Genomic DNA, 26,547 nt, shown 5'->3' with positions numbered 1-26,547 from the left:
GCAGCGGGTGCAAGTACCACAAGCGAATCGAACGCAAACGAAAAGACGGGGATTGCCGCTGCGCCAGGGCAGGACTCGGGTGGCGGGGCGCTGCCGCGGGCACGCAACGATGCGATGGATCAGCAGCTCACCACGAATCAAGGGGTGCCGGTTGCTGACAACCAGAACAGCCTAAAAGCTGGAGTACGCGGGCCTGCGCTGTTGAAAGACTTCATCTTGCGCGAGAAGATCACCCACTTCGATCACGAACGTATTCCCGAGCGTATCGTTCATGCACGCGGCTCTGGCGCACACGGCTACTTTGAAGCGTATGAAGACCTCTCCGCGCTGACCCGCGCCGCGCCTTTCCAGACAGCCGGCAAGCAAACGCCGGTGTTCGTGCGCTTCTCAACCGTTGCCGGCGAGCGCGGCTCCAAGGACACGGCACGCGATGTACGCGGCTTCGCGGTCAAGTTCTATACCGAGGAGGGGAACTGGGACCTGGTTGGCAACAACATGCCGGTTTTCTTCATCCAGGACGCTATCAAGTTTCCTGATCTGGTGCATGCGGTAAAGCCAGAGCCGCACCACGCCATGCCGCAGGCAGCATCGGCGCATGATACGTACTGGGATTTTGTGTCGCTGATGCCGGAATCCACTCATATGTTGATGTGGCAGATGTCCGACCGCGCCATTCCGCGCAGCTATCGGATGATGCAGGGCTTCGGCGTCCATACTTTCAGGCTGGTGAATGCGCGCGGCAAGTCCGTGTTCTGCAAGTTCCATTGGTCGCCGAAGCTGGGCACGCACTCGCTGGTATGGGATGAGGCGGTAAAGATCGCCGGTGCGGATCCGGACTTCCATCGCCGCGACCTGTGGGAAGCCATCGAAGCCGGCGAGTATCCGGAGTACGAGTTGGGCGTGCAGGTGTTCACCGAAGAACAGGCGGAAAGCTTCAGCTTTGATGTATTGGATGCAACCAAGCTGGTGCCGGAGGAACTGGTGCCGGTGCAGCCCGTCGGGCGCATGGTGCTGAACCGCAATCCCGACAATTTTTTTGCCGAAACCGAGCAGGTGGCGTTCTGCACGGCGCATGTGATTCCCGGCATTGATTTCAGCAACGATCCGCTGCTGGCCGGTCGCATTCATTCGTATGTGGACACGCAGATAAGCAGGTTGGGCGGGCCGAATTTCCATGAGATTCCGATAAATGCGCCTGTTGTTCCGGTGCACAACAATCAGCGCGACGGGATGCACCGCCAAGCGGTACATCGGGGCAGGGTGTCCTACGAACCCAACTCGCTGGCGGGCGGTTGCCCTTTCCAGGCCGGCGGTGCCGGCTTTGTGTCTTTCGCCGAGCCCGTACAGGGCGACGAAGTCCGTGCCAAACCCGAGAAATTTGCGGAGCACTTCGCCCAGGCCACGCTTTTCTACGAAAGCCAGACCGAAGCGGAGCAGCGCCACATCGCCGAGGCGTTCCGGTTCGAGCTGAGCAAGGTTACAGTGCCGGCGGTGCGCAAACGCGTGGTGTCCATGCTCCGTAATGCATCTGAGGCACTCGCAGCGCAGGTGGCGCAGGGGCTGGGTATGCCGCTGCCACCGCGCATGCCAAGCATTTCAAAAGGCAAGGTGAAAGTAGAAGTTGCCAACTCGCCTGCATTGTCGTTGCTGGCGCGGCCAGGCGAAGGTGGTGTGCACACGCGCCGTATCGCCATCCTGGTGGCGGATGGAAGCCGGCAGGGCGACCTCGTCGTGCTGGCCGAGGCACTGAGCGCGCAGGGTGCGATGGTGCGCCTTGTAGGGCCGCATGTGGGGGCGCTGGAAAGCGAGGAGGGCGGCGTCATCGATGCAGATGCGTCATTGGAAAACGAGCCAGGCGTGCTGTTCGACGCCTTGGTGGTCGCGTCGGGAATGAAGGCGGTGGATACGCTCTCGCGGGACGTGCGCGCCTTGGAGCACGTACGCGACGCCTATCGGCATGGCAAGCCTCTGCTGTTCGTTGGTGATGCCAAGGCGGTGCTGGAGACTGCAGGGCCAGGCGTGCTTGAACACGACCCGCTGCTGCTCATGGCCGAGGATCTCAACGATGACGTGATAGCAGACTTTGTTGCCGCCATCGAAGCCCACCGCAATCCGGCCCGGGAACCTGCATTGATCGCGCCATGAAGCGTAGGCGCGAGTTGTTCTGCTGAACCGTCGAGACAATGCACATGCGCGTCACACCTGTGCACTTCCTCAACATGCGGCAGGCGCGAGGATGACACCGTACCGCAGCATTCCGCTGGCGGGGATGGAGAAACACCATGAGCCAGAATCCACGCGAAAACGAACAGACCCGCAATGAGCAGAACCAGAATGATCAGAATCCGAATGATCAGACTGGCAATGACCAGAACCAGAACGATCAGAACCAGAACGATCAGAAGCGCACTGATCAGAATGATCAGAACCGCAAGGACCCGAACCGCAATGATCAGAACGATCAGAACCGGAAGGACCAGAGCCGCAGCGAGTAAGAGCGCAATCGTTGATTGAGCTCCAAAAGCAGAAGGCCCCGCATCGCGGGGCCTTTTTTATTGTTCAACGTGGGAGATCATTTTTCTTTTCGGGCGGGCGGTGGTGGACGCTCGTAGTCCTCCGGCTTGGCGGTGTGTTGCGCGTCGGACATGTCATGGTCCTTCCACAACGCCTTGTCGTTGCGAAGCTTGTCAGCGGTGTGCGGCTTGTTCTGGTGGCTTGCAGTGCCCGTTGGATTGAACGGCAGCTTTGCCATGAGTGTTCTCCTCGGTACGGATGGGCTCAACATCGGTCAGCCTGGTAGAGCGGGATGAAGGTCAATCAGCCTTGTCGGGCGCGGCCTGCTTCTCGTCCTTGGCCAGTGCGCGGGCCTGGGTCAAATGACGCGCCACATGCTCCCGTGTCTGCTGAAGATGGGCCTTGGCCTGCGGGCTGGCTGTAGCGGGGATCAGCTTGTCGTCCAGAGCAGCCAATGCGTCGGTATGCCCGGTGATCATCGCCGCCACATACGCCTTGCTGTAGGCATCGCCCTGTTTGCTGTTGATCTGATCGAGCAGCGCTTGGCCGGCGGCCGCCTGGGTTTTGGCATCCGCGCTCTGGTTATCCGGATTCAGCGCGTTGGTCTGCTCTTTGTTGCGTGTGTGCTCGTTGATCATGAGCCGCGCATAGTCGGCGACCTCGCCTTTGACATTTTTCTCCAGCGCCTGGCGGCCAGCGGCGATCTCGTGATCGTTGATGGCGTTCAACACGCCGAGCGCGGAGCGTTCACCGGCGCTTTGATCCGGCATTGTTGGTTTCTCGGCGGCCGCGTCAGGGCTGGCGGTGCCGGCGGCAGACGCGGTGGCAGGTGTGCTCGGCGCTGGGTCTGACGGCGCGGGATGGTCGGGTTCACCCCGGCAGCCGGCCAATGCAATGGTGCAGGCCAAGGAAAGTGCAGTTGTGAGGATGCGGATGTTCATTGGGCATTTCCTTTGTTTGGATGCAGGCGCTGACCACTTCGCTGTATGCGTAAGCGTGGATGCGGGGTGCCTGAGTCCAGCGCACACCAGCATCTTGGCAAGCACTGTGTTGTGCATCCGTGGATCGCTGTGAGCAGATGATCACCTGTCGCCTTGGCTGCCCTCCTTCATTGCGTGGCCAACCGGCAACAACTGCATCAGAAAGCGTTTGAAAGGCGTTTCAAAGCGGTCACCGTGGCCTGTTCAGGACGGTGTTGTGGGCGTGTGATCATCCTTGGCTGCTGCGAGAGATGAGAGCAGGCGCACGCGCAGCTTTGCCCAGTTCGCACCCCAGCGCATGCCTGCGTTGGCCGAGCCTACCGCGACGATCGGCTGCGGGCGTTCCGGGTCCTGCAGAAAGATATGCACTATCCATCCGCGGTTGCGCTTGCAGATTTCCAGCACCTTTGTGCTGCCCAGGAACAGATGCTTCCGGTCCTGCTCTTCCACCCAATGAAAGGGTGGGGGAAGCCGGCTTGGCAGCGCCTTGGTCACCTTGAGCTCCGCGTCATGGCATCGCCTTCCGTTGGCTGACGCAGGGAATGTGCGGTGGCCCATTTCGAGGATGGAGCGCGGTGCCGCGAGCGCAGTGCGGCTGTGCTTGCGTGGGTACGCGCTTGCGTACCTTTGCGGCATCCGTGAACGCCGTTGGCAACGGTTTTCTGATCTTCATGGTTCCGATCACGGCATTCGCGATCCGTGCTGGGGACGTGCGAGAGCGCAGGCAAGCGGACTGTTTGCAGCACGTTGCCCCTGTCGTGGTTGCGGCGGACCATCTCAATCTCCTGGATCGGCAGGCGGTGACGTACGGATGAAACAGCAGGCATCTGCAACGCCTTCAAAGCGCCTTCTTCGGTGCCCCGGATTCCTGCGCTGCTATCGGCACCCACGTTGGATGAATGGGTGCCAGCGGTCTCAGGCTTTCGTCGCCTGACTTTGAGACCGGATGGCCGATCCGCAACGCTCGGCAGCCTTTTCAATGTGGCGAAGTGTGTCCAGCGCCTCTGTCGGCGCCTTGCCATCCAACTGCCTTCTAAGCAAGGACAGGCCCAAGGTCACAACGTTCAAGTCGTTGCGAAGGTGGTGCAGGCGCTGATTGTCCATTTGGCGGTGTCCGCTGAACGTGGGGGTACGCAGGCGCCGGCGTTGCCGAGGATGACGTTTGTCTGCCCGCGGCGCGCGGAAGCGGGTGTGGGCGGCGCCTGCCAACACAGGCAAACCGTAGTCCCGCAGGCGTTACGTCGTCGTCAGTTGAAGCGCATACACGTTGACTCTTGCCACACGGCCATTGCCTGGTTGTTTGAAGGCGGCCTCACTTCATTGTTCGCTTCTTTCACGCTTGCAGAACACGGACGGGCTGATATTTCCATTCAGATTCAAAGGAACCGCCCTGATGCCTAGCAATCTCGCCGGACGACGGATTCTTGTGGTCGAAGACGAATACATTCTGGCTCAGTGTCTGCGCGATCTTCTTGAAGGCGACGGTGCCGAAGTTCTGGGGCCGGTTGCAAACCTCGAAGACGCCGATGTGCTGTTGGACACGTGCCCGCTGCCGGATGCAGCGATCCTGGATGTCAACCTGGGTGGGCAAAGCGTGTATCCAGTAGCGGACAGACTGAGCAATGAACACGTGCCGTTGCTGTTCACCTCAGGCTACGACCGGGAGCTGGTGCCGCCGCGTTATGCCGACAGCCCGCAGTGCACCAAACCATTTGGTGTGGAGCAGGTAAGGGAAAAGTTGGCGGCGCTGCTGGATATCAGCGGCGATGTCCATTGATCCCGAACGCGGTGGCTCGGACATGGGGATTCCGCCGGTGGTGTCGGCTGATCTTGCGGGTTGGGTGTGGCAGGTAGAGGACGATTCCATCGTATGGGCAGACCGCCGCTTCGACATCTGCGGTTATCGCCCCAGCGTCATTGCGCCAACCATGCAGGCCTTGCTGGCCCGCGTCCATGAGCGGGACCGGGAAGCGCTGCGCACGGTGTTGCTGCGGGCGGGCGAGGAATACGACGAATTTACCTGTCGCTTCCGGTATTGGTTGCCCGATGGCCAGCAACGTTGCCTGCTGCTGAAGCGTCTGTTCCTGTCGCAGCCGGTCGATGAACCGGAGCGTGTGGTTGGCACCATCCATGACATCACCGATCACATCGACACCGGGCGCGCCCTGCAGGAGAGCACGGCGCGGTTTGCACAATTCAGCAATGCATCTTCGGACGTGCTGTGGATACGCAACGCCGAGACGCTGGACCTGGAATACCTCAGCCATGCTTTCGAGCGGCTCTATGGCTCCGAATGCGGCGCCATGCTGGCTCACCCGACACTGGAAAGCTGGCTCAGCCACATACTCCCCGAAGACCAGCACAAGGTGCACGACGCACTGAAGCGCGTCCGCACGGGCCAACGGATGGTGATCGAGTACCGGATTCTCAGAGGAGACGGTGCCATCCGCTGGATGCGCAATACCAAGTTCCCATTGCTTGATCCCGAAGGGCGCGTGGTGCGCATCGGTGGCATTGGCCATGACTGCACCGAAGAGAAGGAAGCCGCTGGCCGTGCCCAGGTGCTGATGGCCGAGCTGCAGCATCGCACCCGCAACCTGATGGCGGTGATCCGTGCGGTGGCCGACCGCACGCTCAGTGAATGCGAAAGTATTGACCAGTTCCGCGACGCTTACGGCAACCGTATCGAAGCCATCGCGAGGGTGCAGTCGCTGCTGTCCAGTCTGGACGACGGCGGCAAGGTGGCGTTTGACAAGCTGCTGCATCAGGAGCTGCAAGCGCACGGTGCCGAACGCGGCTGCGTGGTGCTTGACGGGCCAACAGGCGTGGGCTTGCGTTCGACCACATTGCAGACATTTGCCTTGGCGCTGCACGAACTGGCGACCAATGCAGCCAAGTACGGCGCGCTCGGTTCCGACACCGGAAAGCTGACCGTGCGTTGGCATGTCCATCGTTGGGAAGATGGCACGCCGGCATTGAAGATGACCTGGAGTGAGGAGTTCTACGGCGAGGTCGAGCCGCATCCCGAGCGCAAGGGCAGCTATGGCCGGGAGTTGATCGAACGGGCATTGCCCTATCAGCTCAAAGCGCGGACGTCCTATGAGCTGACCAGCAGAGGTGTGGAGTGCGTGGTGGAAGTGCCGCTGCCGAAAACGTCGGCGATACCGTCGGCATGATGTCATCCACAGTTGCCTGCGCGATGGGATGAGCCGGCAAGGAGTGGGGCCGCATTCCTGCATTGGCTCACGATTGCGAGCGGCCCGATAGCTCAGACGAACAGCGCTTCGTCGGTGGCCCCTATCTGTACAGCCAGGCTTGCCAGTTCGTTGGCGACATTGGCGTGGTCGCCCGTCCGTGTCGTGACCAGGCGCAGCAGCGTCTGGTAGGTCTCCCAGAATTCGGCGCCGCTCCCGTGCAGCTGGTAGGCGGTCTGCAGGGTCATTCGCTCATCGTCTGACAGGTAGTGCGTAGTATTTTCCATAGTCACCTCCAGGTGTTCCATCCTTCGATTGCATAAGCGTGGTTTCAGCCAAGCGCGGGTTTGGCGGTCATCAGGTAGAACACGATCAGGAACGAGATCAAGGCCGGCACGCCCAGCGCGGCCCATGCGCCCAGATACTGGTAGTAGCGCAGCGGCAGCAGCTGCTGCCCGGACGCTGCAGCTGCCTCGGCGATGTCGCGCAGCTTCATCTGCAGCCAGACCACCGGCAACCAACAGAGCGCGGCCAGGATGAACAGCACCACCGACCAGTAGAGCCAGGGCGTGGTCAGTGCTATGCCCATGCGATGGGCCAGGTACAGCCCCGACAGTGGCTGCAGGATGATGGTGGTGGCGGTGAACAACCAATCGGCAATCACCACCAGGCGTGCAACCGGCGCAACCACGGCGGGGTCGCGTTCGCGGCTGATCAACAACAGGTAGAACGCAGTGCCCACGCCGGTTCCGAACAGGAACGTCGAGGAAAGAATATGCAGGTATTTAACGAGTACGACGTCCATGCGGACTCTCCAGCCAGAGCAGCAGTGCGGTCAATGCGAGCATCGGCAGGTTCTTGACCATCGGCCCGTAGGGGTGGGCCCAGTACTCGGGCAGCCACAGGCTGATGATCACGCTGTACACCAGCATCAGGCCTATCTGCAGCAGATACACACCGCGTCGCCAGCGCCGCACCCACATTGCCAATGCCAGTGCCGCGTCCAGCAGTGCTGCCGTGTACAGCGCCAGTGGTGCCACCACCAGCGGAACCTGCGCGCGCACCAGCAAGTCGAGGCTGGCCGCCTGCGGGTAAACAAATGCCGACACCCACGCAGTTACCAACCACGTCAGTGACAGGCTCAGCCGCAGCACCGGCAGCATGTTGGCCAGCACCGCCAGCTGATGGGCCTGCTGCCGACGCGCTGGTTCGACGAACTGCTCCGGCCGCCGCAGCGGCCTGCCGACCAGGGCCGCCCATGGCGCAGCATTGGCGGTGTTTGGATGGGCGAGCATCTTCAGCGCATCCGTACTGACGGTGCTGCCGGGAAGCTTCTGCAGGCATTTTGCCAACGGCAGGGCCACGCGCATTGGAATGCGCCACACGATACGGCGCTTGACCGGTGCTGGAGAAAGCGCCCGCAGATAGGCATCCATGCCCAGCGCAACCGGGCCTACAGCGGCAATCAGCGGCGGCGGTTGCGGGTGCTGCACCAGCGCGACCAGGCCATCGACCAGGTCATCCAGGTGAATAGGTTGCACCTCGCCGGCTGTGGCCGGCAACGGCAGCCACGGCAGCACTGCCAGACGCTGAAACAGCACACTGCTGGCGCCCAACGCGGCATATACCAACGAAGGCCTCACCACCACGGCGGTTCCTGCAAACGCGCTCGCACAGCGATCCCCCCGGGCCTTGCTGCGCCAATAACGCGTGTCAGCATGCAGCTCCGCGCCGAGTGCGGATATCTGGATGATGCGCTTCACACCGGCCTGGGCGGCAAGGTCGAACAGAGTGCACGGGCCTTTCACATGCACGTCGTCGAAACTCTGCGTGGAGGTCTCGTTGAAGATGCCTGCGGCATTCACCACCACGTCCACGCCGGCCAGCAGCGCAACAACGGATGGATCGGGGCGGCCGGTGAAATCAAGGTGGACAAAGCGCGCACCCGGCTGACTGCGTGAAGCTTCGGCTTCGTCCCTCACTCCCAGGATGACCCCATGTCCACAACGCTCAAGTCGCTCCGCCAGTGCTTTGCCGATCAACCCGGTGCCGCCGCTGATGAACACACACAGCGGCGCACGGTGAAGCAATTGTTCGTGCGCGCCCTGTGCTCCGGAAGTTGCGCCAGTGTGGTGTCCAGCGTGTTGGTCTCGTGGTTCAGCTACCGCCGCAGCAATGCGGCGGCCGCCGGCACCAATGCCACCAGCCAATGGATCTGGCCGCGCCAGGCGCACCGTCGCACAGGTTGGAGCATTCGCCATACCGTTACGGGGTATCTGATCCATCATGCGTCCTCCGTGTTCTGGGCAACGGGGTATGAAACCCTGCGGCGGGGCCGCTGCTCACCGCAGCCGGTTGTAACGCTGGCTGCAGCAACAGCTGTCACTGCGTATCTGGTCGATTACAAGGTCGTACCGTCGCGGATGACGCCGGGCTTTGAGCGACGGCTGCAACCGGTGGACATGTTCTGCATCTACGCAGCGTTCGGCATGGGCCTGGCCTTGCCGTGGTTGCTCACCCGCGCGGCTGCGCGTGCATGAAGGGATGGCCTAGGAAGGCGCTCGTTTACTTGCCAGTCCCGTCAATGCGGGGCCTTCGAGTAGTTCACCGGTGGGGCTGAAGCGGCTGCCGTGGCACGGGCAGTCCCAACTGCTGGCTTCCCCGTTCCACTGCACGATGCATTTCAGATGCGGGCAGACCGGAGACATTGCATGCAACATGCCGCTTGGGTCGCGATACAGGGCACAACGGTTCTCGCCACGGCCCACGATACGTCCGGAGCCCGGTGCGATCTCCGTGCCATCGTCGGCTCCCGCCTTCAGGCGGTCGCCGACCATATGCTTGATCACCGTGGCATTGGTTCTGGCCCAGCCAGCGGCCGACTTGATCGGCGTTATCCGCAGCGGACTGAGCAGATGTGCCAGGTCGCTGGGCTGCTGCCCTTCGATGCCCTGGACGATCAACTCGGCCGCAAGCGCACCCCAGGTCAAGCCATCGGCCTGGAAACCGGTGGCGACCCACACATTTTCATGTGCGCTGCTGCCGATATAGGGCAGCCCGTCAGCGGGTTTGAACTGCTGGGCTGACCAGCTTGCCGCCACCGGGCCGTTCACCACGAACCGTTGCTGCGCATAGTCAAGCAGGCGGCCGACAGGGTCCTGCGCAGGAGACCATTCGCCGGTGCGATGTTTTTCGCCGACGACTACCAGCAACGGCGACTGCCGCCCCGGTACCGAGCGCAGCGAGCGGCCACTGTCGGTCACCCAATGAATGCCTTCGGCAGGCGGCGTCTCGACCGGGACCGCGATGCCGTACTCGCGGTACACCTCCATTTCCGCCTGCAGCAGGTTGAAGCCCGCCGGTGAATGCGTTGCCAGAACGATGTGGGTGGCGTGCACCGTCCCGTTGGCCGTGGTCACCCGGCCCGCGCGGGCGTCGATGTCGGTGACCTGGCTCTGCTCGAATACCGCAGCGTGCTGGCTCAGCTGGGCAAGCAAGGCACGACAGAACCGGTAGGGATCAAACTGCGCCTGTGCTTCCACGTTGAACGATTCGGTCAACGCGAAGGGCAGGCTGCTCCGGCCCGTCTGCGGATTCAGGCCGGCAGTCTGGTATGCCGCGAGCTCCCGCTGATACGCCTGCAACTCGACCTGGCCGCTGCCTTCGATACCCCACTGCAGCGGCGCGCGCGCGAAACCACATTCAATCAGCTGTTGCTGGACCAGTGTCTCGACCCCGGCAATGGCGTGCATGCGTGCGGCAACCACCTCGCGCACGACATCCTTCCCCCATTTGTCGAGCATGCCTGCCATCTGCGACGTGGCGGCATAGAGGTTGCCTGTGGAGGCACCGGTGTTCTTCTGCCCGGCCAGCCCTGCCTCCAGAACTACCACCTGGTAGCCCGCGTCGCACAGCCGCCACGCCGTCAGCAGGCCGGTAATGCCGGCACCGACAACCACCACGTCGGCATTGATGTCACCGCTCAGTACCTGTGGGGTGGGAACGAAGGGATGAGAGGCCATCCAGATGCTGGTCATGCTCATCACCACGTTCTGAGTTGATCTGCATGCTCCATGTACGGTCGTTGGTAGTCCGTGGATTTGTGTGAACACACTGTGTTGATGCATGCGGATACAACACGCCTGCGTTCGCTTCACGCCTGCTCACGCGTCGTTATCGGTGGGCTGGCTACACCACAGGCAGCTGCAGCCGCAGCGGGTCCCCAGCGTTGCGATGTGCAGCGCTGGGGTGCGACAGGACACAACGTACCGCCATCAATGGTTGCCTGTGTTTGAAGGAGGAGCGGTAGATGGAAAGCAGGGCCGCCGTGCCGGGTTTCTTTGCCCGATTGTTCCGATCCAATGCACCGCCACATGAGTTGAGCCTGGCCGACATGGGCGAATGCCTGCCTACGGAAGATGAGTTGCTGTGGGTGGATCTGTCGGCACCCGACGAGCAGACACTGGATAGCCTGTGGCGCGCCTGCGAACTGCCCGCGCTTGTACGGCCGCTGCTGGAGTCTGGCAGCACGCCGTTGGTGGAACGCGAGGGAGAGTACTTCTGGGCGCGCGCCGTCGCCGTAGCGCCGGCACAGGGCGACGAGCTGGTGAGTGGTGCCGTACTGACCTGCGTGGTGGGGCGCAACCGTGTGATCACCTACCACAGCGAGGAAATCCCGTTTCTGGCCGCCTTGCGTGAAACTGCGCATGGCGCCGTCATCGGCAGCCTGTCGTCGGAGAGCTTCGTCGCCACGCTGCTGGACCGCCAGCTATCCGGGTACTTCGACGCTGTCAGCGATTTCGAATGTGCCGTCGAGCACCTGGAATCGGACATGTCGAGCAATGACATCGAAGCCAACCTCCAGGAGCTGCAACGGTTGCGGCGCTGGGCGTCGCGCCTGCGTCGAATGCTGGCGCCGCACCGTGCCGTGTTCGGCACCTTGTCGCGGCCTGATTTCCGGCCGTCGGAGAGCAGGGATGCAGAGCGTCATTTCGTCGCGCTGGACACACGATTCGAACGGGCCATGGACATGATCGAGAACGCGCGCGAACTGGTCGTCGGCAGCTTCGAGCTGTTCAGTGGCCAGGTCGCGCTGCGCACCAACGGATCGATGCGGGTACTGACGTTCGTCACCGTGATCGCCGGTGTGCTGGCCACGTTCGTCGGCGCGTTGGGGATGAATTTCGAAGCCAGCCTGTTCCAGACGCGCGATGCGGGCTTCTGGTCGATCGTGGTCGGGTTGTTGCTGTTCTCGGTAGCGATGACCTTGCTGGGCCGCCGCCGCCGCTGGTTCTAGCGGCGCCACGCGTAGGAACAGCGGAACAAGGTGACGAGTGAACGTACGCGGTTCGAGTTCTGCAGGCGCAATGGCTGTCCCTGGTGCTGTTGCTGTCGCTTCTCGCTGGCGGCACCTGAGCGGCTAGGCAGCGTTGGCTTCCACCCACTCGATGAACGCCTGCAGAGGCATGGGGCGTGCGATGTAGTAGCCCTGCACGCAATCAACGCCATGCGCGGCCAGCCATTCGAACTCGGCGGGGCTCTCGACGCCTTCGGCAACAATGCTCAGCCCCAAGCCATGCCCCAACGCGACCAGCGCATTGCAGATGGACGCATTGCGCGGGTCGCTGTGCACGTTCTGTACGAAGCTCCTGTCGATCTTGAGGTGATCCAGCGGCAGGTCGCGCAGGTAGCTCATGCTGGAGAAGCCGGTGCCGAAATCGTCTATCGAAACGCAGACACCGTCCCGCCGTAGCTCCTCCATCGTTGCCTGTGCCATTTCCGGGCGCTGCAGCATCGCGCTTTCGGTCAGCTCCACATGCAGGGCGCCGCGTGGCAGGTGGTAACGCAGATGTGCATCGCGCAGCATGCTCGACACCGTGCCGGACATGAACTGCACGGCGGACACGTTGATGGCGATGGCGATGCCGTCGTGGCCCCACGCGCCCAATGTCTGGCGTGCACGCGCCGCTGCGTCAATCACCCATTCGCCAAGTGGCACGATCAGCCCGGATTCCTCGCACAGCGGAATGAAGGTAGCCGGGGAGACATAGCCGTCCTCGGTGTGCCAGCGCAGCAGCGCTTCGGCGACGATGATGCTTCCATCGCGCACCCGTTTGATGGGCTGGAAGAACAGCTCGAACTCGGCGTTGGCCAATGCGCTGCGCAGCCGGTGCACCGTCGCCAGCCGGTCCGCCGCATGCTCGGCCATGCGCGGTGAGTAATGCATCGTTGGCAGGTTCTGCGCGCGCGCCTCGAAGGCCGCCAGCACGGCGTGCCCGGCTACCTGCTCGGCCAGTTCTTCAGGCTGTTGGAAGGCAACGCCGATCCAGCCTTCCAAGCGATGCACGCCGGTCACCGACTCGATGGTCTCGGTAAAGGCCGCGCCCAGCGCATCCACCAGATCGTTCCAGTTCTCGCCCTGCGTGATCGCCAGCACGAACGCGTCCGCCGGTGCATAGGCCAAGTGCCCGTGGCCTTCGGCTATCCGCTGCAGGCGCCGCGCGATGCTGCGGATGAGGGCGTCCCGGGTTCCGCGCCCGAAGGTGGAGGACATCAGTTCCAGGTCACGGAGCTGGATGTGGATGATGGCGTAAGGGCTGCTGGGGGCTGCTCCCCTGTGGGCTGCATCCACCCGTTCCAGCAGCGTACGCAGGTGCAGGAGGCCGGTGCTTTCTTCGTGCGCGGCACGCCATTTCAGATCGGCCTCATAGGCCACCCGGTCGCTGACATCCTCAGCCAGCACCAGGCGCGCGTCATGGCCGTCAAAACGGATGCTGCTGCTATAGACGCGAACGTGCATGCGGCGGCCGTCGCGGGTCATATGCAACCAGATGGGCTGCGAATCACGGGGCTCGGCCTGATCATCGACCGACTCCTGTACCGCCGTTGCCTGCTCGGGCAGCCGGATCTGAAGAATGGTCATCGCCAGGAATTCCTCACGGGAATAGCCATAACGACGTACCGCCGCCGCGTTCACCGCAAGGAAGCGCAGCGATTGGATGTCGAATACCCAGAACGGAAGTGGATTGCGCTCGAACAGTTCGCGGAACTGTGATTCGGCGCGTTCCAGGTCACTCTGCTGCAGCCGGCGGACCGTGATATCCATGATGGTGCCGGTCATGCGCAGCACCCCGTCGTGGTCATGCACCGGAGCGCCGCGCGCGCTTATCCAGCGCTGCTGCCCATCGGGCAGCATGATGCGGTATTCGGCACGGAAGGGGCTGCCGCTTTCCCACGCCTGCGCGAATGCCTGCTCAACCCGTGGCCGGTCCGCGTCATGCATGCGGTTGAAGAATTCCTTCAGCGGCAGCATGCCTTCGGCACGCGGGAAACCAAACAGCTCTGCCGCATGCGCCGAGGCGCGTACCTGGTCGCGGCCCGTATCCATCGCCCAGACTCCCGCGCGCGAGGCTTCCTGCGCCTTGCCGAGCCAGTCCGCGTGACGCTGCAGTTCAACATGTACGTTGTGACGTACTGCCTCCGATGCCGCCATCCGCCGCATCAGATAGAACATGCCAAACCAATACAACACCAACAGCGACACCGCGAATGCGCTGTAGTTTCTCCAGGGCTTCATCGCCTCGTTCCTGGACAGGGCCGCCGCCACCACGAACGGATAACCGCTGCTGGACGCCAGACTGGTCAGCAGATCGCCATCAGCGCCTGCATGTAGTCGCGGCGGCTGTTCTGCCAGGCCGCCGGGCAGGTCTGCGTAGTCCAGGCTTGCGCCCTGGTGCGAAAGCACGACACCGGCCGGGGTCATGATGGCGGTGCCACCGTCCCTGCCCACATCGACGTCCTCCAGCATCGACTGCAGTTCCGACGTGCGCAGCCGCGCCACCAGCCAGTTCCCGTGCGGCGTGCGTACCACCAGCTGCACGACAGGCTGCGCGCGACCCTGCTTCAGCAACGCGCCCACACCCAACTGGCCGGTCTGAAGTGATGGCTGCAATACGGCTGACGCCGCGGTAGGCGCGTTCACGCCGCCGTGGAGCAAGCTCCCATCAGCACCGAACACATCGATATCCTGGAGCTCGCCATTACGTGAAATGACACCGCGGATGGTTTCGGGCAGATCCCAATGGGAAGGATCGGCTGCGAAGCCGTCAGCCTCGGCGGCCATGCCGTTCAATGCTCTTTCCAGGTTGCGTATCTCGTAGCGGAGCAGCCGGTCCACGCCTTGGGCTATCGCCGCACTCTGGTGTTGCGCTGCCTGCAGGCGCGCTGAGCGGTCCTGGAGAATCGTTGACAGCAAGCCTGCACTCAGCACCAGACCCAGCAGCGTTCCCACCCAGCGCATTACCGATGTGGAGCCGACCTTTGCTGTGGAACCCGCTGTCATCAATCCCTCCACTCCATCGAATAAGCCGTAGCCCGCCCGTGCACAGGCGGGGCACCGCGCCGAAGAATACCGTTACTGCCGTACTAGCGACCAGGTAGCAATCGCAACCCCGCCAGTAGCGGCACGCGTTGTTGGAGCAGTGCGACTGGCGCGAAGCGGGCGTACAGCCCCGCCACCGGAAAGCGCCACGAAGTATCCATGCGCATGGCGCGGAACTTCTTCTCGATCTTCTTTGCAATCCGGTTGTCAGGTCAGCGATTGAGCCCGCGAGCGCATTATTCGTATTACGCAGGCAAACGTTATGAGGATGCGATGGCGGCCGTGGCGGTCGTCATGGGCGAACCCTCAGCACAGCGATGACCCGCGCAGCATTGGCGCGGCTGGTTGGAAATCGCCTATGGCAGTGCGACGCACGCAGAAAACATCTTCAACCAGCGGTTGCGCAAGAGCGATGCAGGCGCCGTGGTGGACGGTAAGGCCGTGGCTCATCTCCGTTTTCTGAGCTTCGCGGTTTTAGGCTGATTCCTTGCTGCCGTGCGCGCTGTTTCTGCAGGTATCAGCATTCCGATCCCGCACTGCAGCGTGAAAGCCCTGTCGTCAGCCTTCACGGCCAACGTTGGCGCCAAGTGGCTTTAATGATGCCCATGCATACCTGTCTTATGGACGCGATAAAAATGAAACCGGAACTATGGCGGGCGCCTTATGTGGATGTCGAGGCGCACATGGGACGTTGGTACGAGGTCGTACGGACGCCGACCAGCGGTGATGATCTGCAGATGCGGGACGTGTTCCGCGACTACACGCTACGCGAGGATGGCTTCATCGATGTCGTGAGTACCTACACGCACAGTACCTTGGGCAAAAAAGTCTTCCATGGTGAGGCGACTGCAACTGACAGTGCGAATTCAAGATGGAAAGTGGACTATCCCGGAACAGTTCATTGGATGCCCTTCTTTCGAGGTGAAATCTACATCATCAAGGTCGACGTCGCGGGGCAGATCGCGCTGCTGGGGCAGCCGGACCGGAAGCACATGTGTCTGCTGTACAGGAAGCCGGTTGTTGAACCCGCAATCGCCAAAGCATGGCTGAAAATCGGCGAGGCTCAAGGTTTCAGCACATCGAACCTGGTGTGGCCAATCAACTCGGCTTTTGAGATTCCAGCCCCGCGCTATTGATCACATTGCAGCAGGCTTTACGCTCTGCGCATGGCGGTGGCTCGTGAGGCATCCGCATACGTTTTGGCGGCCAGTGTTGCGGCGATGGCAAGCCAGTCCATTCCGGTGGCGGCGGTATCCAGCAGCTGAAGCCCCGCAGGAGGTGTGAGGGCGGGTTGCCAATTCAGGAGTTGGTTTGCTGTATACCAGTGAGGCTAGTACAGGGTGGGTCCCGCAAAGGGAGAAGTATCTTGAACGGTTTGAACATGTTCCTGGAAGGTCCGGGACTGGGACGTCGCGCGGTGAAGTTGCTGCGTACTGAACGCGTACCACTTGATGACTTGCTGCGCCACGCTGCGAGCAGGGCGGCGGCAGCCTTGATTGATCTGCATGTAATGATCGACAACCTCGGGAACATCGCCACGCAGGTGGACCACGAAGGGTTGCGTTACCGCTTTTCCGGATCCAAAGCCCCTTGGGCCTTGATGGTGGGTTGACGATCACCCTTGGCGTACGCACGCCGCTGCCATGGGTTCGCGTGGAAATCTGCTTCTCCCATGCTGATTGATCGGATTACTCGTTCTTTTTGCCGCGACGGCAACGCAATAGCACGACTACGCGCAGATCCGTAGTTCGCCATTTGACTTTGACATGCGCCAGCACGGGGGCTCCGCGACTGGCGATGCCTTCCATATCTTCTGCACACACGGCCGGTGCGTGTTCGCGTTGCATTCACGGGCGCTCACGCATCGCTATCGTCGCTGCCGCTACACCACACGTTCGTCCCTCAGGAGAGCCGTCATGGCCAGAAAGACAGATAGCGCCCAGGTCACCGAGTTGCTGCTTCAGGCACTTGAGACCGAGCGCGGTGGGCAGAAGATCTACACGACCGCCTTGAAGGCGGTACAGAACGACGACCTGCGTGAAGAGTGGGAGGGTTATCTCGAAGAAACCCGTGGCCATGAAGAAATACTTACGCGGGTTTTCAAGGAGCTCGGCCTTGATACCGAGATGGCCAGTCCCGGCCGGCAGGTAGTTGCCCATCATGGCAAATCGCTGGTAGCCGCCATCGAAATGGCAATCAAGAACGACACGCCGGCCGCAGCCGAGTTGGTTGCAGCCGAATGCGTTGTGTTGGCGGAAACCAAGGACCACCAGAATTGGGAGTTGATCGGCAAGGTTGCCGAACAGGGCGGCGCTTCGGCAAAAATACTCAAGCAGGCTTATGAAGCCGTTGAGAAGCAGGAAGACCATCACCTTTACCACACCGCCGGTTGGGCCCGGGAGCTCTGGCTGCAGAGTCTTGGCATTCCTGCGGTTCTGCCTCCGCCCGAGGAGCAGAAGGATGTGGAGACCGCCATCGGTGCCGCACGCGCGGAAAAGGCCCGCAAAGACTATCTCTGAGTCTGCCGGGATTGCGCGGCGGCAAGGGGATGGCCAAATGCGAACACCGGTGTATGCATGCATGTTGCCCGCCATGGCAGTAAACGCACGTAGCGATCGACCCTGAGGGCGTGGGGTCGCCGGAACGCCGGCCACCCCACGCTTGATCAATCCGGCGCCTTGGCAGGAACGAAAGGCGATACCGGGTCGCTGGCGGGGAAGGTTTCTTCCAGCGCCTCGTCGTGATTGGAACTCTCGTGCTCTTTGCGCTGGCGACGCTGTTGGCCTGACTCGGGGCAGTCGCGCTCCTCGGAAGGCTCGGGCGGATCCTTGCGGTCTCGTATCATCTTCGTGCCTCGTGGAATTGGACGATGCCGGCATTGATGCGGCCGTGCTGGCAACAGTAAATCTGATCCACGTGCTGCTAGCAGCGCGTGCAGGTCTGCCAGCAAGTTGTGAAGAGTGATCGCCCGCTGCGGCCCCTGTTCATTGAAGGCTTGCCCGGCGAAGTGTGGCGTTCAATCGCAGCAGTGAATGTCTACGCGCCGTTGACATTCCGTGACAGGAACTCCTTGCAGCGTGTGGTTGTTTGCTTTCGGGAACGCTGCCCATGAATCAGGATGCCGACAATGACAACACCCCTGGAAACAAGCCCAAGCTTGCTCGCTTCCGACAGCTGCGAATTACTGGAGATGGCAGAGCCCGCGCGGCGCCAGGGACGAATGGCGCAGGATCAGGACACCAGCCGCGAGCGTCGCGTGCAGCCACCCGATATCGAGGAGGAAGCGTAGCCGGACGCAGATTGCCCACTGGGTCGTTCGTCCACGCGTCCGTCGGCCCCGGATCCATGAACAGCTCCGCGCATGCCGGCGCCATTCTGCAGGGCGGCAGATGCTGCGGAGCCATACGGACAGTGAGCTCGTGCTCTGAAGCAATATCCCGAGTTGGCGGAGCCGTCAGCGCTCAGCGGACGTGGCGCGCCTGCGCTTGCGGCGCGACACCCACTGCCCCGCCAGCGCGGTAAGTAGAAGGCAACTGTTGGTGATTACGAAGATCGTGTTGCCTACCAGCGCGGAGTAGATGACAAACAGTATTGAAGCCGCTGCCTGCCCAACGAACAGCCAGGTGGAGAGGGTTTCCGGGTGCTCAGCCTGGGCCTGTTTGACGATCTGCCGGATCAACGTGGCCAGCAGGATCACCGATGCAGCCCAACCAATGCTTTCTGTCAGCAGTTCGTTGTCCATGGTCTGGCTCAGAGAAAGAGCGCGGTTTCGGTCACGCCGAGTTGCACGGCGAGTCTTGCCAGTTCATTGGCAGCGGCAGCCCCATCGCCATGCAGTGCGGCCGTGTCCAGTATGTCGCGATACGCTTCCCAGAACTCTGGCCCGCTGCCGTGATGCTTGTGCGATGCGCTCAACCGTAGCCACTGCTCCTCTGAGAGTACCTGTGCGCTGAGCCCCATGATCAGTTGGCCCGGATGAAACACGCCAGGGCGGTGCCCATCGCGGGGCACAACAGGGCGGTTCTTTGTGGGAATTTGCGTGCGGCGGTCATGGCATTGGCTGCGTCAAAGTGTACCCGCATGCTGCCAAGTTCAGGGTTAAGCGCTTGTTTCCGACCGCATCCATTTTTCCAGACGTCCTTCACGCGGCACGGCTGTTACCGGCGGCGCAGGTAAAGGGAGGTCATCAAGGTCAGGATTGGATCAAGGCGCGGCGGCGCGCTGCCGGTGGTGCGCTATCGTCAACGGGCGATCACTGCTGATCTGGCGAGCGTGGTTGCGCTGATGGCCGTGCTTGTTAGATGCACGGGCAGGCTTGCACGCTCGCCGGGGGCTCAGTGCGCGGCGGTGTAGATGTCCTGCAGCACGGCCTTCTCCAGCTCAAGTTCGCTGAGCAGGTTCTTGACGATATCGCCCAGGCTGATGATGCCGACCAGCTTGGAGGTCTCGGTGACCATCAGGTGGCGGTGGTGCGAGTACGTCATCAATGCCATGGCCTGCTTGAGGCTTGCTTCGGGCGAGATTACTTCCAGACCGGTTGAGGGCAGGCTGGAGATGACCCGGCGTACCGTTTGCGGGCCGTCGTCGGCCACGCTGCGCACGATGTCCTTTTCGGAAAGGATGCTAACCGGTGCGTCGTCCTTCATCACCACCAGTGCTGCGATCTTGTTCGCGCTCATTTTGTGCGCGGCTGCACCGATAGTGTCTTCACTGTCGATGGTGACTACGGTTTGCTTCTTGGACTGCAGGAGTTCGCGGACGTTCATTGATGTTTCCTGTTGCAGGTTGCTCAATCGGAAAAGTTCGCTTGCGGCCAGCAAGGCTGGCTGCCGTGTTGCCGTGATGTCCCCGGCAGCTCGATTCTACGAGCCCGAAGGACGCTTGGAATTTGCGTGCTTGGGATGGTTCGTCATGCCGATGTAGGTGATTGGCAGCATCTCAGCTCAAGCCAAACCGGTGCTGAACGCCGCGCCATTACGACCGGCATCTTGTGCTGGGAGCAACGCTGTGCGCACTTGCCCGCAGCGGCCAAGGGGGAATTGATTCGCTGCCTGGAAGGCCGCGTGCTCCGCAACCGATTGCGAAAGGATCGCCCGGGCATCGCTGCTTGCCGAAGTAGTGGAAACCGCATGCACGGCATCGCCCGGCGCCTATGTTGGGCGCACTGCGCTGTTGGACAGGTTGGTGGATGGCAACAGATGCAATGCGCCGTTTTTGTTCGGACGGGAAGTTGGATATGGGCGCCCGCGCCGCGCTGTGCTCGCGTTGGTGCGGGTATGCGTTCGCTCGTCATCGCTACCGTTGCTTTTACCGCATGGCAGTGTTTGATCTGGCGATGGAGAACGCGCGGGTTGTGGCTGAACGCGGCGGACCGGGCGAGGGCAAGCGCGGACGGCGGTAAGTGACCTTGGTGGTTCGCGCCTGATCGGCGTGCAGATCACGCCAGGCAGCAACGGTCCACGCGCTTGACGATGCGTGCCGGAACACGCCGGCGTCACCGCCCTCTGCGCTGCCCTTGCACGGTGGTTCGCCTGCGGATTTGACCCGCTCGTCCGGCAGGTGCAAGCTCGGGTACAGTGCTGCCCAACCCAGGAGTCCAGACCATGACTGCTGTCAGTTCGATGCATACCTCAGACGACAAGCTGCCGCCGTCACGGCTGTGGCGGGTGTTCTGGCTGCAGGGGGTGATCCCCAGCAACCTGTTGTGGGCCGCCGCGCTATGGGCGCTGGACCAGGGACGCACCCCTTTGCTGCTGGGTCTGTTTGCGGTGCTGCTGCTCTACACCGGCTGGATCATTCCTGCGGTATGGCGGGCCGCTCCCAGTGCGCACAACCCCAATTACGGCATGGCCGCGCGCGGCCTGACCGTGGCATGGGGCGTGAACACCGTGTTGGTGGTGTTTTTCCTGCTGCTGCAGCTGGCGAGCTAGTAGAACTGTACGGGCGTGCCGTCGCGGTCGAACGCGGCGAAGCGGCTGATCTGGCCGTCGTTGACGGCATTGACCATCAATCGCAGTGGCTGTGCGGCTTCATCACTGGACGGGGCAATGCCTGCGCGCCCATCCAGCGCGGCGACGAACACCAGGTCCCAGGCCTGGCCGGTAGCGGCGGATTCGGCTGCCAGTGCGGCGAACGAGGTGATGTCCTGCGGGGCCTTGTCCACGCACAACACGGCGGTGAGGGTTCCGCCTTCGCCATTGTCGTGGCGGGCGTGTTGATCGGCCGTCGGAGACTCGGGCAGCTCGGCCTTCACGAACACGAACAGCAGGCGTTGTGGCTCGGTTTGTTGCGCGGATGCGCTGAGCAGGTCGTTGAAATCACTGAGCATCATGATCGGCGTCACATTGGCGGTATCCGTGGAAAGGCCATGCTGCCACAGGCATCGGGGGCACGGCTGGGGTCTGAATTGATTTAAGTCATGCCATCGACGCAATTCGCCACGTAGGCTGACAGCCATTCAATACAGGCGAGGGCACCCCGGCATGCCGGGCGAGCGTGGAAACGTGGAGTCAGGAGGTGAAACAGCCATGAGCCAACTCACCGACGGCTTCGGTCGCAGCTTTCCATACCTGCGCCTGTCGCTGACCGAGGCCTGCAACTTCCGTTGCAGCTATTGCCTGCCCGATGGTTACCAGGCCGATGGCCGCCCGCAGTTCCTGGCGGTGGACGAGATTGCGCGGCTGGTCCGCGCCTTTGCCATGCTGGGTATGCACAAGATCCGTCTGACCGGTGGCGAACCTAGTCTGCGCAAGGACCTGACCCAGATCATCGCCACCGTGGCGCAGGTGCCGGGCATCCGCAAGGTGGCCATCACCACCAATGGCTGCCTGCTGCCGCGGCATCTGCCGGGCTGGCACCGGGCCGGCCTGACCGCGCTCAACGTCAGCATGGACAGCCTGCAGCGCGAACGTTTCCACGCCATCACCGGCCACGACCGCCTGCCCGAGATCATGGAAGGCCTCACTCTGGCGCAGGCCTTGGGGCTGCAGTCGATCAAGCTCAACGCGGTGTTGCTGCGCGGGCTCAATGACGACGAACTGCCGGCGTGGATGGAGTTCCTGCGCGAGCGGCCGATGAGCGTGCGCTTCATCGAGCTGATGCGTACCGGCGACAACCGCGAGTACTTCGAGCGCCATCACCTGCGCGCCGATGTGGTGATCGAGCAACTGCTGGCCGCTGGCTGGAGCGAGCGCCAGCGTGGCGGCGATGCCGGCCCTGCGCGTGAGTTCGGCCACCCCGATTACCGCGGCCGCATCGGCATAATCGCGCCGTATTCAAAGGATTTCTGCAAAGGCTGCAATCGCCTGCGGGTAACCGCACGGGGTGATCTGCGGCTGTGTCTGTTCGGCGATTTTGGCGTGGCGCTGCGGCCCTTGCTGCAGTCCGATGATGACCAGGACGCACTGCTGGCACGCATCACCACCCAGCTCGGGCTCAAGGCGGCCGGGCATGGACTGCATTTCGGCCAGACCGGGCTTACCCCGCACCTGGCCTCGATTGGAGGATGAGACAAGCAATGAGTGGGCAGATAAGTGCGGCATTCCATATGGCCGATGTGCGCGACAAACGCATCACCCGCCGTCGCGCGGTGGCGGTGGGTGAGCTGATCGCAGGGCCAATTGCCTACCCGTTGATCGTGGAGCGGCGCCTGCCCAAGGGCGATGCGCTGGTGATGGCGGAAATTGCCGGCCTGCAGGGCGCCAAGATGGCCTCGGCATTGATGCCGATGTGCCACCCGCTGCCGTTGGAACTGGTACGCGTGTACTGCGCGCCGGTGCCGGAGCGGCAGGCGATCCGGGTGTGGTGCGAATGTGCCAGCGAGGCCCGCACCGGCGTGGAGATGGAAGCCCTGGCCGGCGTCAATGCGGCCCTGCTTACCCTGTATGACCTGAGCAAGCCGGTCGAGCCAGCGCTGGAGATCAGCGGCATCCGTCTGCTGTTCAAGGAAGGCGGCAAGAGCGGCGTGTGGACGCACCCGCAAGGCATGGATGCAGGTGAGCTGGAACGTTTCCGCCCGCGTCCGCCCAAGACCCTGGGTGCAGCGCGTTGTGCGGTGATCACCCTCAGCGACCGCGCCAGCCGTGGCGATTACGTTGACGAATCCGGGCCGGTGCTGGTCAAGGGCCTGCAGGCGCTGGGCGGTGAAGTGGTCAGCAATGAAGTGCTGGCTGATGGCATCGAACCGCTGGTCGCGCGCCTGCGCGCCTTGGCGGCCGATGGCGTGCGCCTATGCCTGTGCACGGGCGGCACCGGTCTTGGCCCGCGTGATCTCACCCCGGAAGCCTTGCAGGCCCTGGGTGGCCGTGCGGTGCCGGGATTGGCGCAGATGCTGCGTGGGCTCAGTGCACAGCACACCCCGCTGGCCTGGCTGAGCCGCGCCGAGGTGGTGCAGCTTGATGGATTGCTGGTGATCGCCTTGCCGGGCAGCCCACGTGCGGCCGCGCAGTGCATGAACATCCTCACGCCGGTGCTGGGTCACGCGCTGGCCATGATGGATGGGGGCGCGCACGCATGATCAGTTATGCCCAGGCCCTGCAGCAGTTGCTTGCCGCGGCCCCATCGGCCCGTGCCGAACAGGTGGCGATTGCCGCTGCGGCTGATCGTGTACTGGCCGCACCGGTGTTCAGCACGCAGGATCTGCCGCCGTTCGACAACGCGGCGATGGACGGCTTTGCCCTGCGCGCAGGCGGCCAGCCGCTGGCGGCAGGCAGCATTCTGCAGGTGCAGGGTTGGCAGGCCGCAGGTGATGGTGCCGCGGACGGTAATGCGGCGCAGGCCTGGGAAATCATGACCGGCGCGCGCATGCCCTCGGGCCTGGACAGCGTGGTGCCGGTTGAACAGATCGAGGTGCTGGACGCCGTCGACGGCCGTCCCACCCGCATACGCCTGCAGGCAACGGTAAAGCCGGGCCAGCACGTGCGCCTGCGTGGGCAGGACGTGGCGCAGGGTGAAACCGTGCTTGCCGCAGGTGCGACGCTGGATATCAACGCGATGACCTTGCTGCATGCGCTCGGCGTTGCCGCCGTGCAGGTACAACAGCAGCCGCCGGTGGCGGTGATCAGTACCGGCAAGGAACTGATCAGCGACGCGGGCGCGGTGTTGCAGTCCGGGCAGATCCGCGACAGCAATCGCCCGTTCCTGCTCAGCCGGCTGCGTGCGGCTGGCGCCGACGTCGTTTGGAACGGCGTGGTCAGCGATGACGTGGCCGCCTTTGATGCGGCACTGGACGCAGCCTTGGCTGCAGGCGCCCGCGTGGTGCTGAGCACCGGCGCGGTGTCGCAGGGGCGCTACGATTTCATTCCCGATGCGCTGCGCGCGCGCGGTGCCGAGATCCTGTTCCACAAAGTGGCCATTCGTCCTGGCAAGCCGCTGCTGTTCGCGCGTCTGGCCGATGGCACGCTGTACTTCGGCCTGCCGGGTAATCCGATTTCCGCAGCGGTAGGGCTGCGCTTCTTCGCCGAACCGGTGCTGCGGCACATGCTGGGGCTGGCCGAAGAAACCGCGCTGCAGCTGCCCTTGCAGGCCGATGTGCGCAAGCCGCCGGGCCTGCGTTTCCATGCGCGCGCGCAGGTGCAGGCCGATGCGAGCGGGCGTTTGAGTGTGAGTGTGTTGGCCGGGCAGGAGTCGTTCCGCCTCAAGACCATGCTGCGCGCCAATGCGTGGGTGGTGTTGGAGGGTGATGACGATCTGGCCGCGGCCGGCAGTCTGGTACGTGTACAGGGCTGGGGCCACCGCGAGCCGGTGCAGCTGAGCCTGCAGGAGATGGCATGAAAGAGATCATCGTTCAATTGTTTGGTGCGTTCTCGGAGCTGGATGCGCAGCGCCAGCTCAGCGTGGCGGTCGAAGGCGGGCAGGTCAGCGACCTGCGCCGGGCTTTGCGTGCACTGCTGCAGGAGCGCTTCCCGCAGTTTCGTGCCGGGCTGGTGGATTACTCGGCCTTTGCCGATGAACAGCGCGTATTGCGTGACAACGAACTGCTGCCCAGCGACGGGCGGGTGGCCATCCTGCCGCCGGTAAGTGGAGGCTGAAATGAGCTTCGAGAACCAGTGGAAAGTGGTGGACCGCACCGATGCGCCGATTGATCCCAGCGAAGGCATCGCCTTCGTCTCCGATCCCGGCTTCGGCGGCATCGATGTCTTCATCGGCAAGGTGCGTGATCTGAACCAGGGGCGGCCGGTGCTGGGCATCACCTATGACCTGTTCGAGCCGCTGGTATTGAATGAGTTCGAGCGCTTGATCGCCGCTATCACGGCTGATTTTGGCCCGCGCATCAAGTTGTACGTGGCCCATGCAAAAGGCCGCCTTGCCGTTGGCGATGTCGCGGTGGTGGTGGCTGCTGGCAGCCCGCACCGTGACGAGGCCTTCCGTGCCTGCCGGCAGTTGATCGAGGGCGTGAAGCACCGTTCGCCGATCTGGAAGCAGGAGCATTACCAGGATGGCGACAGCGAGTGGAGCGAAGGCTGCAGCCTGTGCCAACCCGACACCGAACACGCGCATATCGACGGGCATGTCCACGACCACTCGCATTGAGCCGGTGCCGGTCGCCGGCATCGTACTGGCCGGCGGTCTGTCCAGCCGCATGGGCCAGGACAAGGCGCTGCTGCGTTGGCGTGGGCGCAGCCTGCTTGAACACAGCTGTGCGCTGCTGGGCGCACTCGGTGCCAACCCGGTAAAGGTGAGCGGTGACTACCCCGGCTTTGATTCGGTGCCCGATTCGGTGCCGCGCTGTGGCCCTCTGGGTGGGCTGCACAGCGTGGTGGCAACCCTGGACGACGGGCCGGCGTGGGTGGTGCCGATCGATATGCCCCTGCTGGACGTGACACTGCTGCGACAGCTGCGTGATGCCGGTGCGTCTTGTGTGACCTATTCAGGGGAACCGGTACCGATGTACTTGAACATCGACGGCACATGTCGCACCCTCCTGTACGAAATGGTCACGGGTACAGATGGGCCACGCTCGCTACGCATGTTCCAACGCCGCCTCGGTGGCCTGGAACTGCCGCTGCCAGCCGGTGCCGAAGCCCGCCTTGTGAACTGCAATACCCCCCGCCAATGGGAGGAAGTTGCTTCATGAAAGTCCAGATCCAGTCGCAGTCGCTACGGCTGCGCGTTGACGAAAGCGAGCTGGCCCGCCTGCTCGCTGGCGAGGTGCTGGAGAACCAGACCTGGCTTGGCACGCCCGGAGCCCTGTCGCAGCGCTTGCAGCTGCACGACACGGCGGAGGCGCTGCTGGATGGCGATGCACACACGTTGATGGTCAAGCTGCCCCGCGAGGACGTGCTGGCGCTGCAGGCACGCCTGCCGTGCCGTGATGGTTTGAGCTTCACCCTGCACACGCAGGCGCAACCGTTGCAATTGCAGTTCGATGTGGATGTACGTGACAGCGTGCGTCAACGCGGTGCGCAGCGCCGCAATTCGGCGGACGTTGTCAGCCTCAGTTGATATTTGTCAGGTAGTTGGCGTGAGAGCGCCGTTGGAT

At 62.8% G+C, this 26,547-nt stretch carries 32 protein-coding genes; 18 read left to right on the top strand and 14 right to left on the bottom strand.

The features are described 5' to 3' along the window. Nucleotides 1-114 precede the first annotated feature (114 nt). Complete coding sequence (locus ABE493_RS04400; RefSeq protein ID WP_430980714.1) at nt 115-2,145, top strand: catalase; 2,031 nt, start codon at nt 115-117, stop codon at nt 2,143-2,145. Between the two features lie 137 nt (nt 2,146-2,282). Further along, entirely contained in the window at nt 2,283-2,495 is a 213-nt protein-coding gene (locus tag ABE493_RS04395) for a hypothetical protein (protein ID WP_346497657.1), read from the top strand. A gap of 77 nt (nt 2,496-2,572) precedes the next feature. Here the strand turns inward: ABE493_RS04395 and ABE493_RS04390 are convergent, their stop codons facing one another. The 4 genes from ABE493_RS04390 to ABE493_RS04375 all read right to left on the bottom strand — a co-directional run bounded on the left by ABE493_RS04390 (nt 2,573) and on the right by ABE493_RS04375 (nt 4,598). Continuing rightward, a complete protein-coding gene (locus tag ABE493_RS04390; protein WP_346497655.1) occupies nt 2,573-2,752 on the bottom strand; it encodes a hypothetical protein in 180 nt (59 codons plus the stop codon). Nucleotides 2,753-2,813: 61 nt separating this feature from the next. Further along, nucleotides 2,814-3,455: a DUF4142 domain-containing protein gene (locus ABE493_RS04385; protein WP_346497653.1), complete on the bottom strand. Its 642-nt coding sequence runs from the start codon at nt 3,453-3,455 to the stop codon at nt 2,814-2,816. A 243-nt stretch (nt 3,456-3,698) separates the two neighbouring features. Further along, on the bottom strand, nt 3,699-3,989 hold the full coding sequence (locus ABE493_RS04380; protein ID WP_346497651.1) for a hypothetical protein: 291 nt from the start codon (nt 3,987-3,989) through the stop codon (nt 3,699-3,701). Nucleotides 3,990-4,409: 420 nt separating this feature from the next. Continuing rightward, complete coding sequence (locus tag ABE493_RS04375) at nt 4,410-4,598, bottom strand: hypothetical protein (RefSeq protein WP_346497649.1); 189 nt, start codon at nt 4,596-4,598, stop codon at nt 4,410-4,412. Nucleotides 4,599-4,887: 289 nt separating this feature from the next. Here ABE493_RS04375 and ABE493_RS04370 point away from each other — a divergent pair, with 289 nt between their 5' ends. Together ABE493_RS04370 and ABE493_RS04365 are read left to right on the top strand one after the other, a co-directional pair. Further along, a complete protein-coding gene (locus ABE493_RS04370; RefSeq protein WP_346497647.1) occupies nt 4,888-5,271 on the top strand; it encodes a response regulator in 384 nt (127 codons plus the stop codon). Continuing rightward, entirely contained in the window at nt 5,261-6,670 is a 1,410-nt protein-coding gene (locus ABE493_RS04365; protein ID WP_346497645.1) for a sensor histidine kinase, read from the top strand. The genes ABE493_RS04370 and ABE493_RS04365 overlap by 11 nt, the downstream gene beginning before the upstream one ends. 92 nt (nt 6,671-6,762) lie before the next feature. Here the strand turns inward: ABE493_RS04365 and ABE493_RS04360 are convergent, their stop codons facing one another. The 3 genes from ABE493_RS04360 to ABE493_RS04350 are packed head-to-tail and all read right to left on the bottom strand — an operon-like array spanning nt 6,763 to nt 8,754. Beyond that, entirely contained in the window at nt 6,763-6,975 is a 213-nt protein-coding gene (locus ABE493_RS04360) for a hypothetical protein (protein WP_346497643.1), read from the bottom strand. A gap of 44 nt (nt 6,976-7,019) precedes the next feature. Then, the gene (locus ABE493_RS04355) at nt 7,020-7,493 is read right to left on the bottom strand and encodes a DUF2269 family protein (protein ID WP_346497641.1); all 474 of its coding nucleotides are present in this window, start codon (nt 7,491-7,493) and stop codon (nt 7,020-7,022) included. Continuing rightward, nucleotides 7,474-8,754, bottom strand: coding sequence for an SDR family oxidoreductase (locus tag ABE493_RS04350; RefSeq protein ID WP_346497639.1), 1,281 nt, complete (start codon nt 8,752-8,754; stop codon nt 7,474-7,476). Before ABE493_RS04350 ends, ABE493_RS04355 begins: the two co-directional genes overlap by 20 nt. On the opposite strand from ABE493_RS04350, the gene ABE493_RS04345 reads away from it, so the two are divergent. After that, nucleotides 8,686-9,228 (top strand): hypothetical protein, encoded by a 543-nt coding sequence (locus ABE493_RS04345; protein ID WP_346497744.1) that lies wholly within the window; start codon nt 8,686-8,688, stop codon nt 9,226-9,228. The genes ABE493_RS04350 and ABE493_RS04345 overlap by 69 nt on opposite strands. Nucleotides 9,229-9,237: 9 nt before the next feature. Here the strand turns inward: ABE493_RS04345 and ABE493_RS04340 are convergent, their stop codons facing one another. Further along, entirely contained in the window at nt 9,238-10,725 is a 1,488-nt protein-coding gene (locus ABE493_RS04340; RefSeq protein WP_346497637.1) for an FAD-dependent oxidoreductase, read from the bottom strand. Between the two features lie 272 nt (nt 10,726-10,997). Between ABE493_RS04340 and ABE493_RS04335 the strand changes: the two genes are divergently transcribed. Further along, the gene (locus ABE493_RS04335; RefSeq protein WP_346497635.1) at nt 10,998-11,984 is read left to right on the top strand and encodes a magnesium transporter CorA family protein; all 987 of its coding nucleotides are present in this window, start codon (nt 10,998-11,000) and stop codon (nt 11,982-11,984) included. Between the two features lie 123 nt (nt 11,985-12,107). Here ABE493_RS04335 and ABE493_RS04330 read toward each other — a convergent pair whose 3' ends face one another. Further along, nucleotides 12,108-15,029, bottom strand: a complete 2,922-nt coding sequence (locus ABE493_RS04330) for an EAL domain-containing protein (RefSeq protein ID WP_346497633.1) — start codon at nt 15,027-15,029, stop codon at nt 12,108-12,110. Between the two features lie 384 nt (nt 15,030-15,413). Between ABE493_RS04330 and ABE493_RS04325 the strand changes: the two genes are divergently transcribed. From ABE493_RS04325 to ABE493_RS04310, 4 genes are all read left to right on the top strand, one after another. After that, entirely contained in the window at nt 15,414-15,551 is a 138-nt protein-coding gene (locus ABE493_RS04325; protein ID WP_346497631.1) for a hypothetical protein, read from the top strand. A 137-nt stretch (nt 15,552-15,688) separates the two neighbouring features. Continuing rightward, entirely contained in the window at nt 15,689-16,204 is a 516-nt protein-coding gene (locus ABE493_RS04320; protein ID WP_346497629.1) for a lipocalin family protein, read from the top strand. Nucleotides 16,205-16,434: 230 nt separating this feature from the next. Then, on the top strand, nt 16,435-16,680 hold the full coding sequence (locus ABE493_RS04315) for a hypothetical protein (RefSeq protein ID WP_346497627.1): 246 nt from the start codon (nt 16,435-16,437) through the stop codon (nt 16,678-16,680). Nucleotides 16,681-16,834: 154 nt separating this feature from the next. Next, on the top strand, nt 16,835-17,587 hold the full coding sequence (locus ABE493_RS04310) for a hypothetical protein (protein ID WP_346497625.1): 753 nt from the start codon (nt 16,835-16,837) through the stop codon (nt 17,585-17,587). 146 nt (nt 17,588-17,733) lie between these two features. On the opposite strand, the gene ABE493_RS04305 is transcribed toward ABE493_RS04310, so the two are convergent. The 4 genes from ABE493_RS04305 to ABE493_RS04290 all read right to left on the bottom strand — a co-directional run bounded on the left by ABE493_RS04305 (nt 17,734) and on the right by ABE493_RS04290 (nt 19,834). Continuing rightward, nucleotides 17,734-17,913 carry a hypothetical protein gene (locus ABE493_RS04305; protein WP_346497623.1) on the bottom strand — a complete coding sequence of 60 codons (180 nt, stop codon included), beginning with the start codon at nt 17,911-17,913 and terminating at the stop codon, nt 17,734-17,736. A gap of 609 nt (nt 17,914-18,522) precedes the next feature. Continuing rightward, nucleotides 18,523-18,810: a hypothetical protein gene (locus ABE493_RS04300; protein ID WP_346497621.1), complete on the bottom strand. Its 288-nt coding sequence runs from the start codon at nt 18,808-18,810 to the stop codon at nt 18,523-18,525. 8 nt (nt 18,811-18,818) lie between these two features. Further along, nucleotides 18,819-18,983 carry a hypothetical protein gene (locus tag ABE493_RS04295; RefSeq protein ID WP_346497619.1) on the bottom strand — a complete coding sequence of 55 codons (165 nt, stop codon included), beginning with the start codon at nt 18,981-18,983 and terminating at the stop codon, nt 18,819-18,821. 419 nt (nt 18,984-19,402) lie between these two features. After that, on the bottom strand, nt 19,403-19,834 hold the full coding sequence (locus ABE493_RS04290; protein WP_346497617.1) for a CBS domain-containing protein: 432 nt from the start codon (nt 19,832-19,834) through the stop codon (nt 19,403-19,405). An 837-nt stretch (nt 19,835-20,671) separates the two neighbouring features. Here ABE493_RS04290 and ABE493_RS04285 point away from each other — a divergent pair. Continuing rightward, nucleotides 20,672-20,998, top strand: coding sequence for a hypothetical protein (locus tag ABE493_RS04285; protein ID WP_346497615.1), 327 nt, complete (start codon nt 20,672-20,674; stop codon nt 20,996-20,998). Here the strand turns inward: ABE493_RS04285 and ABE493_RS04280 are convergent. Continuing rightward, nucleotides 20,995-21,399, bottom strand: coding sequence for a hypothetical protein (locus tag ABE493_RS04280; protein ID WP_057627026.1), 405 nt, complete (start codon nt 21,397-21,399; stop codon nt 20,995-20,997). The two genes, ABE493_RS04285 and ABE493_RS04280, sit on opposite strands and share 4 nt — an antisense overlap. A gap of 196 nt (nt 21,400-21,595) precedes the next feature. On the opposite strand from ABE493_RS04280, the gene moaA reads away from it, so the two are divergent. The 7 genes from moaA to ABE493_RS04245 are packed head-to-tail and all read left to right on the top strand — an operon-like array spanning nt 21,596 to nt 26,510. Next, nucleotides 21,596-22,576 carry a GTP 3',8-cyclase MoaA gene (gene moaA / locus ABE493_RS04275; RefSeq protein ID WP_346497613.1) on the top strand — a complete coding sequence of 327 codons (981 nt, stop codon included), beginning with the start codon at nt 21,596-21,598 and terminating at the stop codon, nt 22,574-22,576. A gap of 8 nt (nt 22,577-22,584) precedes the next feature. Next, on the top strand, nt 22,585-23,583 hold the full coding sequence (gene moaCB, locus ABE493_RS04270) for a bifunctional molybdenum cofactor biosynthesis protein MoaC/MoaB (protein ID WP_346497611.1): 999 nt from the start codon (nt 22,585-22,587) through the stop codon (nt 23,581-23,583). Beyond that, nucleotides 23,580-24,839 (top strand): molybdopterin molybdotransferase MoeA, encoded by a 1,260-nt coding sequence (locus tag ABE493_RS04265; RefSeq protein WP_346497609.1) that lies wholly within the window; start codon nt 23,580-23,582, stop codon nt 24,837-24,839. Before moaCB ends, ABE493_RS04265 begins: the two co-directional genes overlap by 4 nt. Next, nucleotides 24,836-25,096: a MoaD/ThiS family protein gene (locus ABE493_RS04260; protein WP_057627030.1), complete on the top strand. Its 261-nt coding sequence runs from the start codon at nt 24,836-24,838 to the stop codon at nt 25,094-25,096. The genes ABE493_RS04265 and ABE493_RS04260 overlap by 4 nt, the downstream gene beginning before the upstream one ends. A 1-nt stretch (nt 25,097) precedes the next feature. Then, nucleotides 25,098-25,598: a molybdenum cofactor biosynthesis protein MoaE gene (locus ABE493_RS04255; RefSeq protein WP_346497607.1), complete on the top strand. Its 501-nt coding sequence runs from the start codon at nt 25,098-25,100 to the stop codon at nt 25,596-25,598. Next, complete coding sequence (mobA, locus tag ABE493_RS04250; RefSeq protein ID WP_346497605.1) at nt 25,576-26,142, top strand: molybdenum cofactor guanylyltransferase; 567 nt, start codon at nt 25,576-25,578, stop codon at nt 26,140-26,142. The genes ABE493_RS04255 and mobA overlap by 23 nt, the downstream gene beginning before the upstream one ends. Beyond that, nucleotides 26,139-26,510, top strand: a complete 372-nt coding sequence (locus ABE493_RS04245) for a DUF7009 family protein (RefSeq protein ID WP_346497603.1) — start codon at nt 26,139-26,141, stop codon at nt 26,508-26,510. Before mobA ends, ABE493_RS04245 begins: the two co-directional genes overlap by 4 nt. The last annotated feature ends 37 nt before the right edge of the window (nt 26,511-26,547 follow it).

It is taken from the genome of Stenotrophomonas terrae (assembly GCF_039674165.1).
In the GTDB taxonomy this organism is placed as follows: domain Bacteria; phylum Pseudomonadota; class Gammaproteobacteria; order Xanthomonadales; family Xanthomonadaceae; genus Stenotrophomonas; species Stenotrophomonas terrae_A.
Note: the sequence above shows the minus strand (reverse complement) of the source record. Positions and strands in the feature narration are given on the sequence as shown.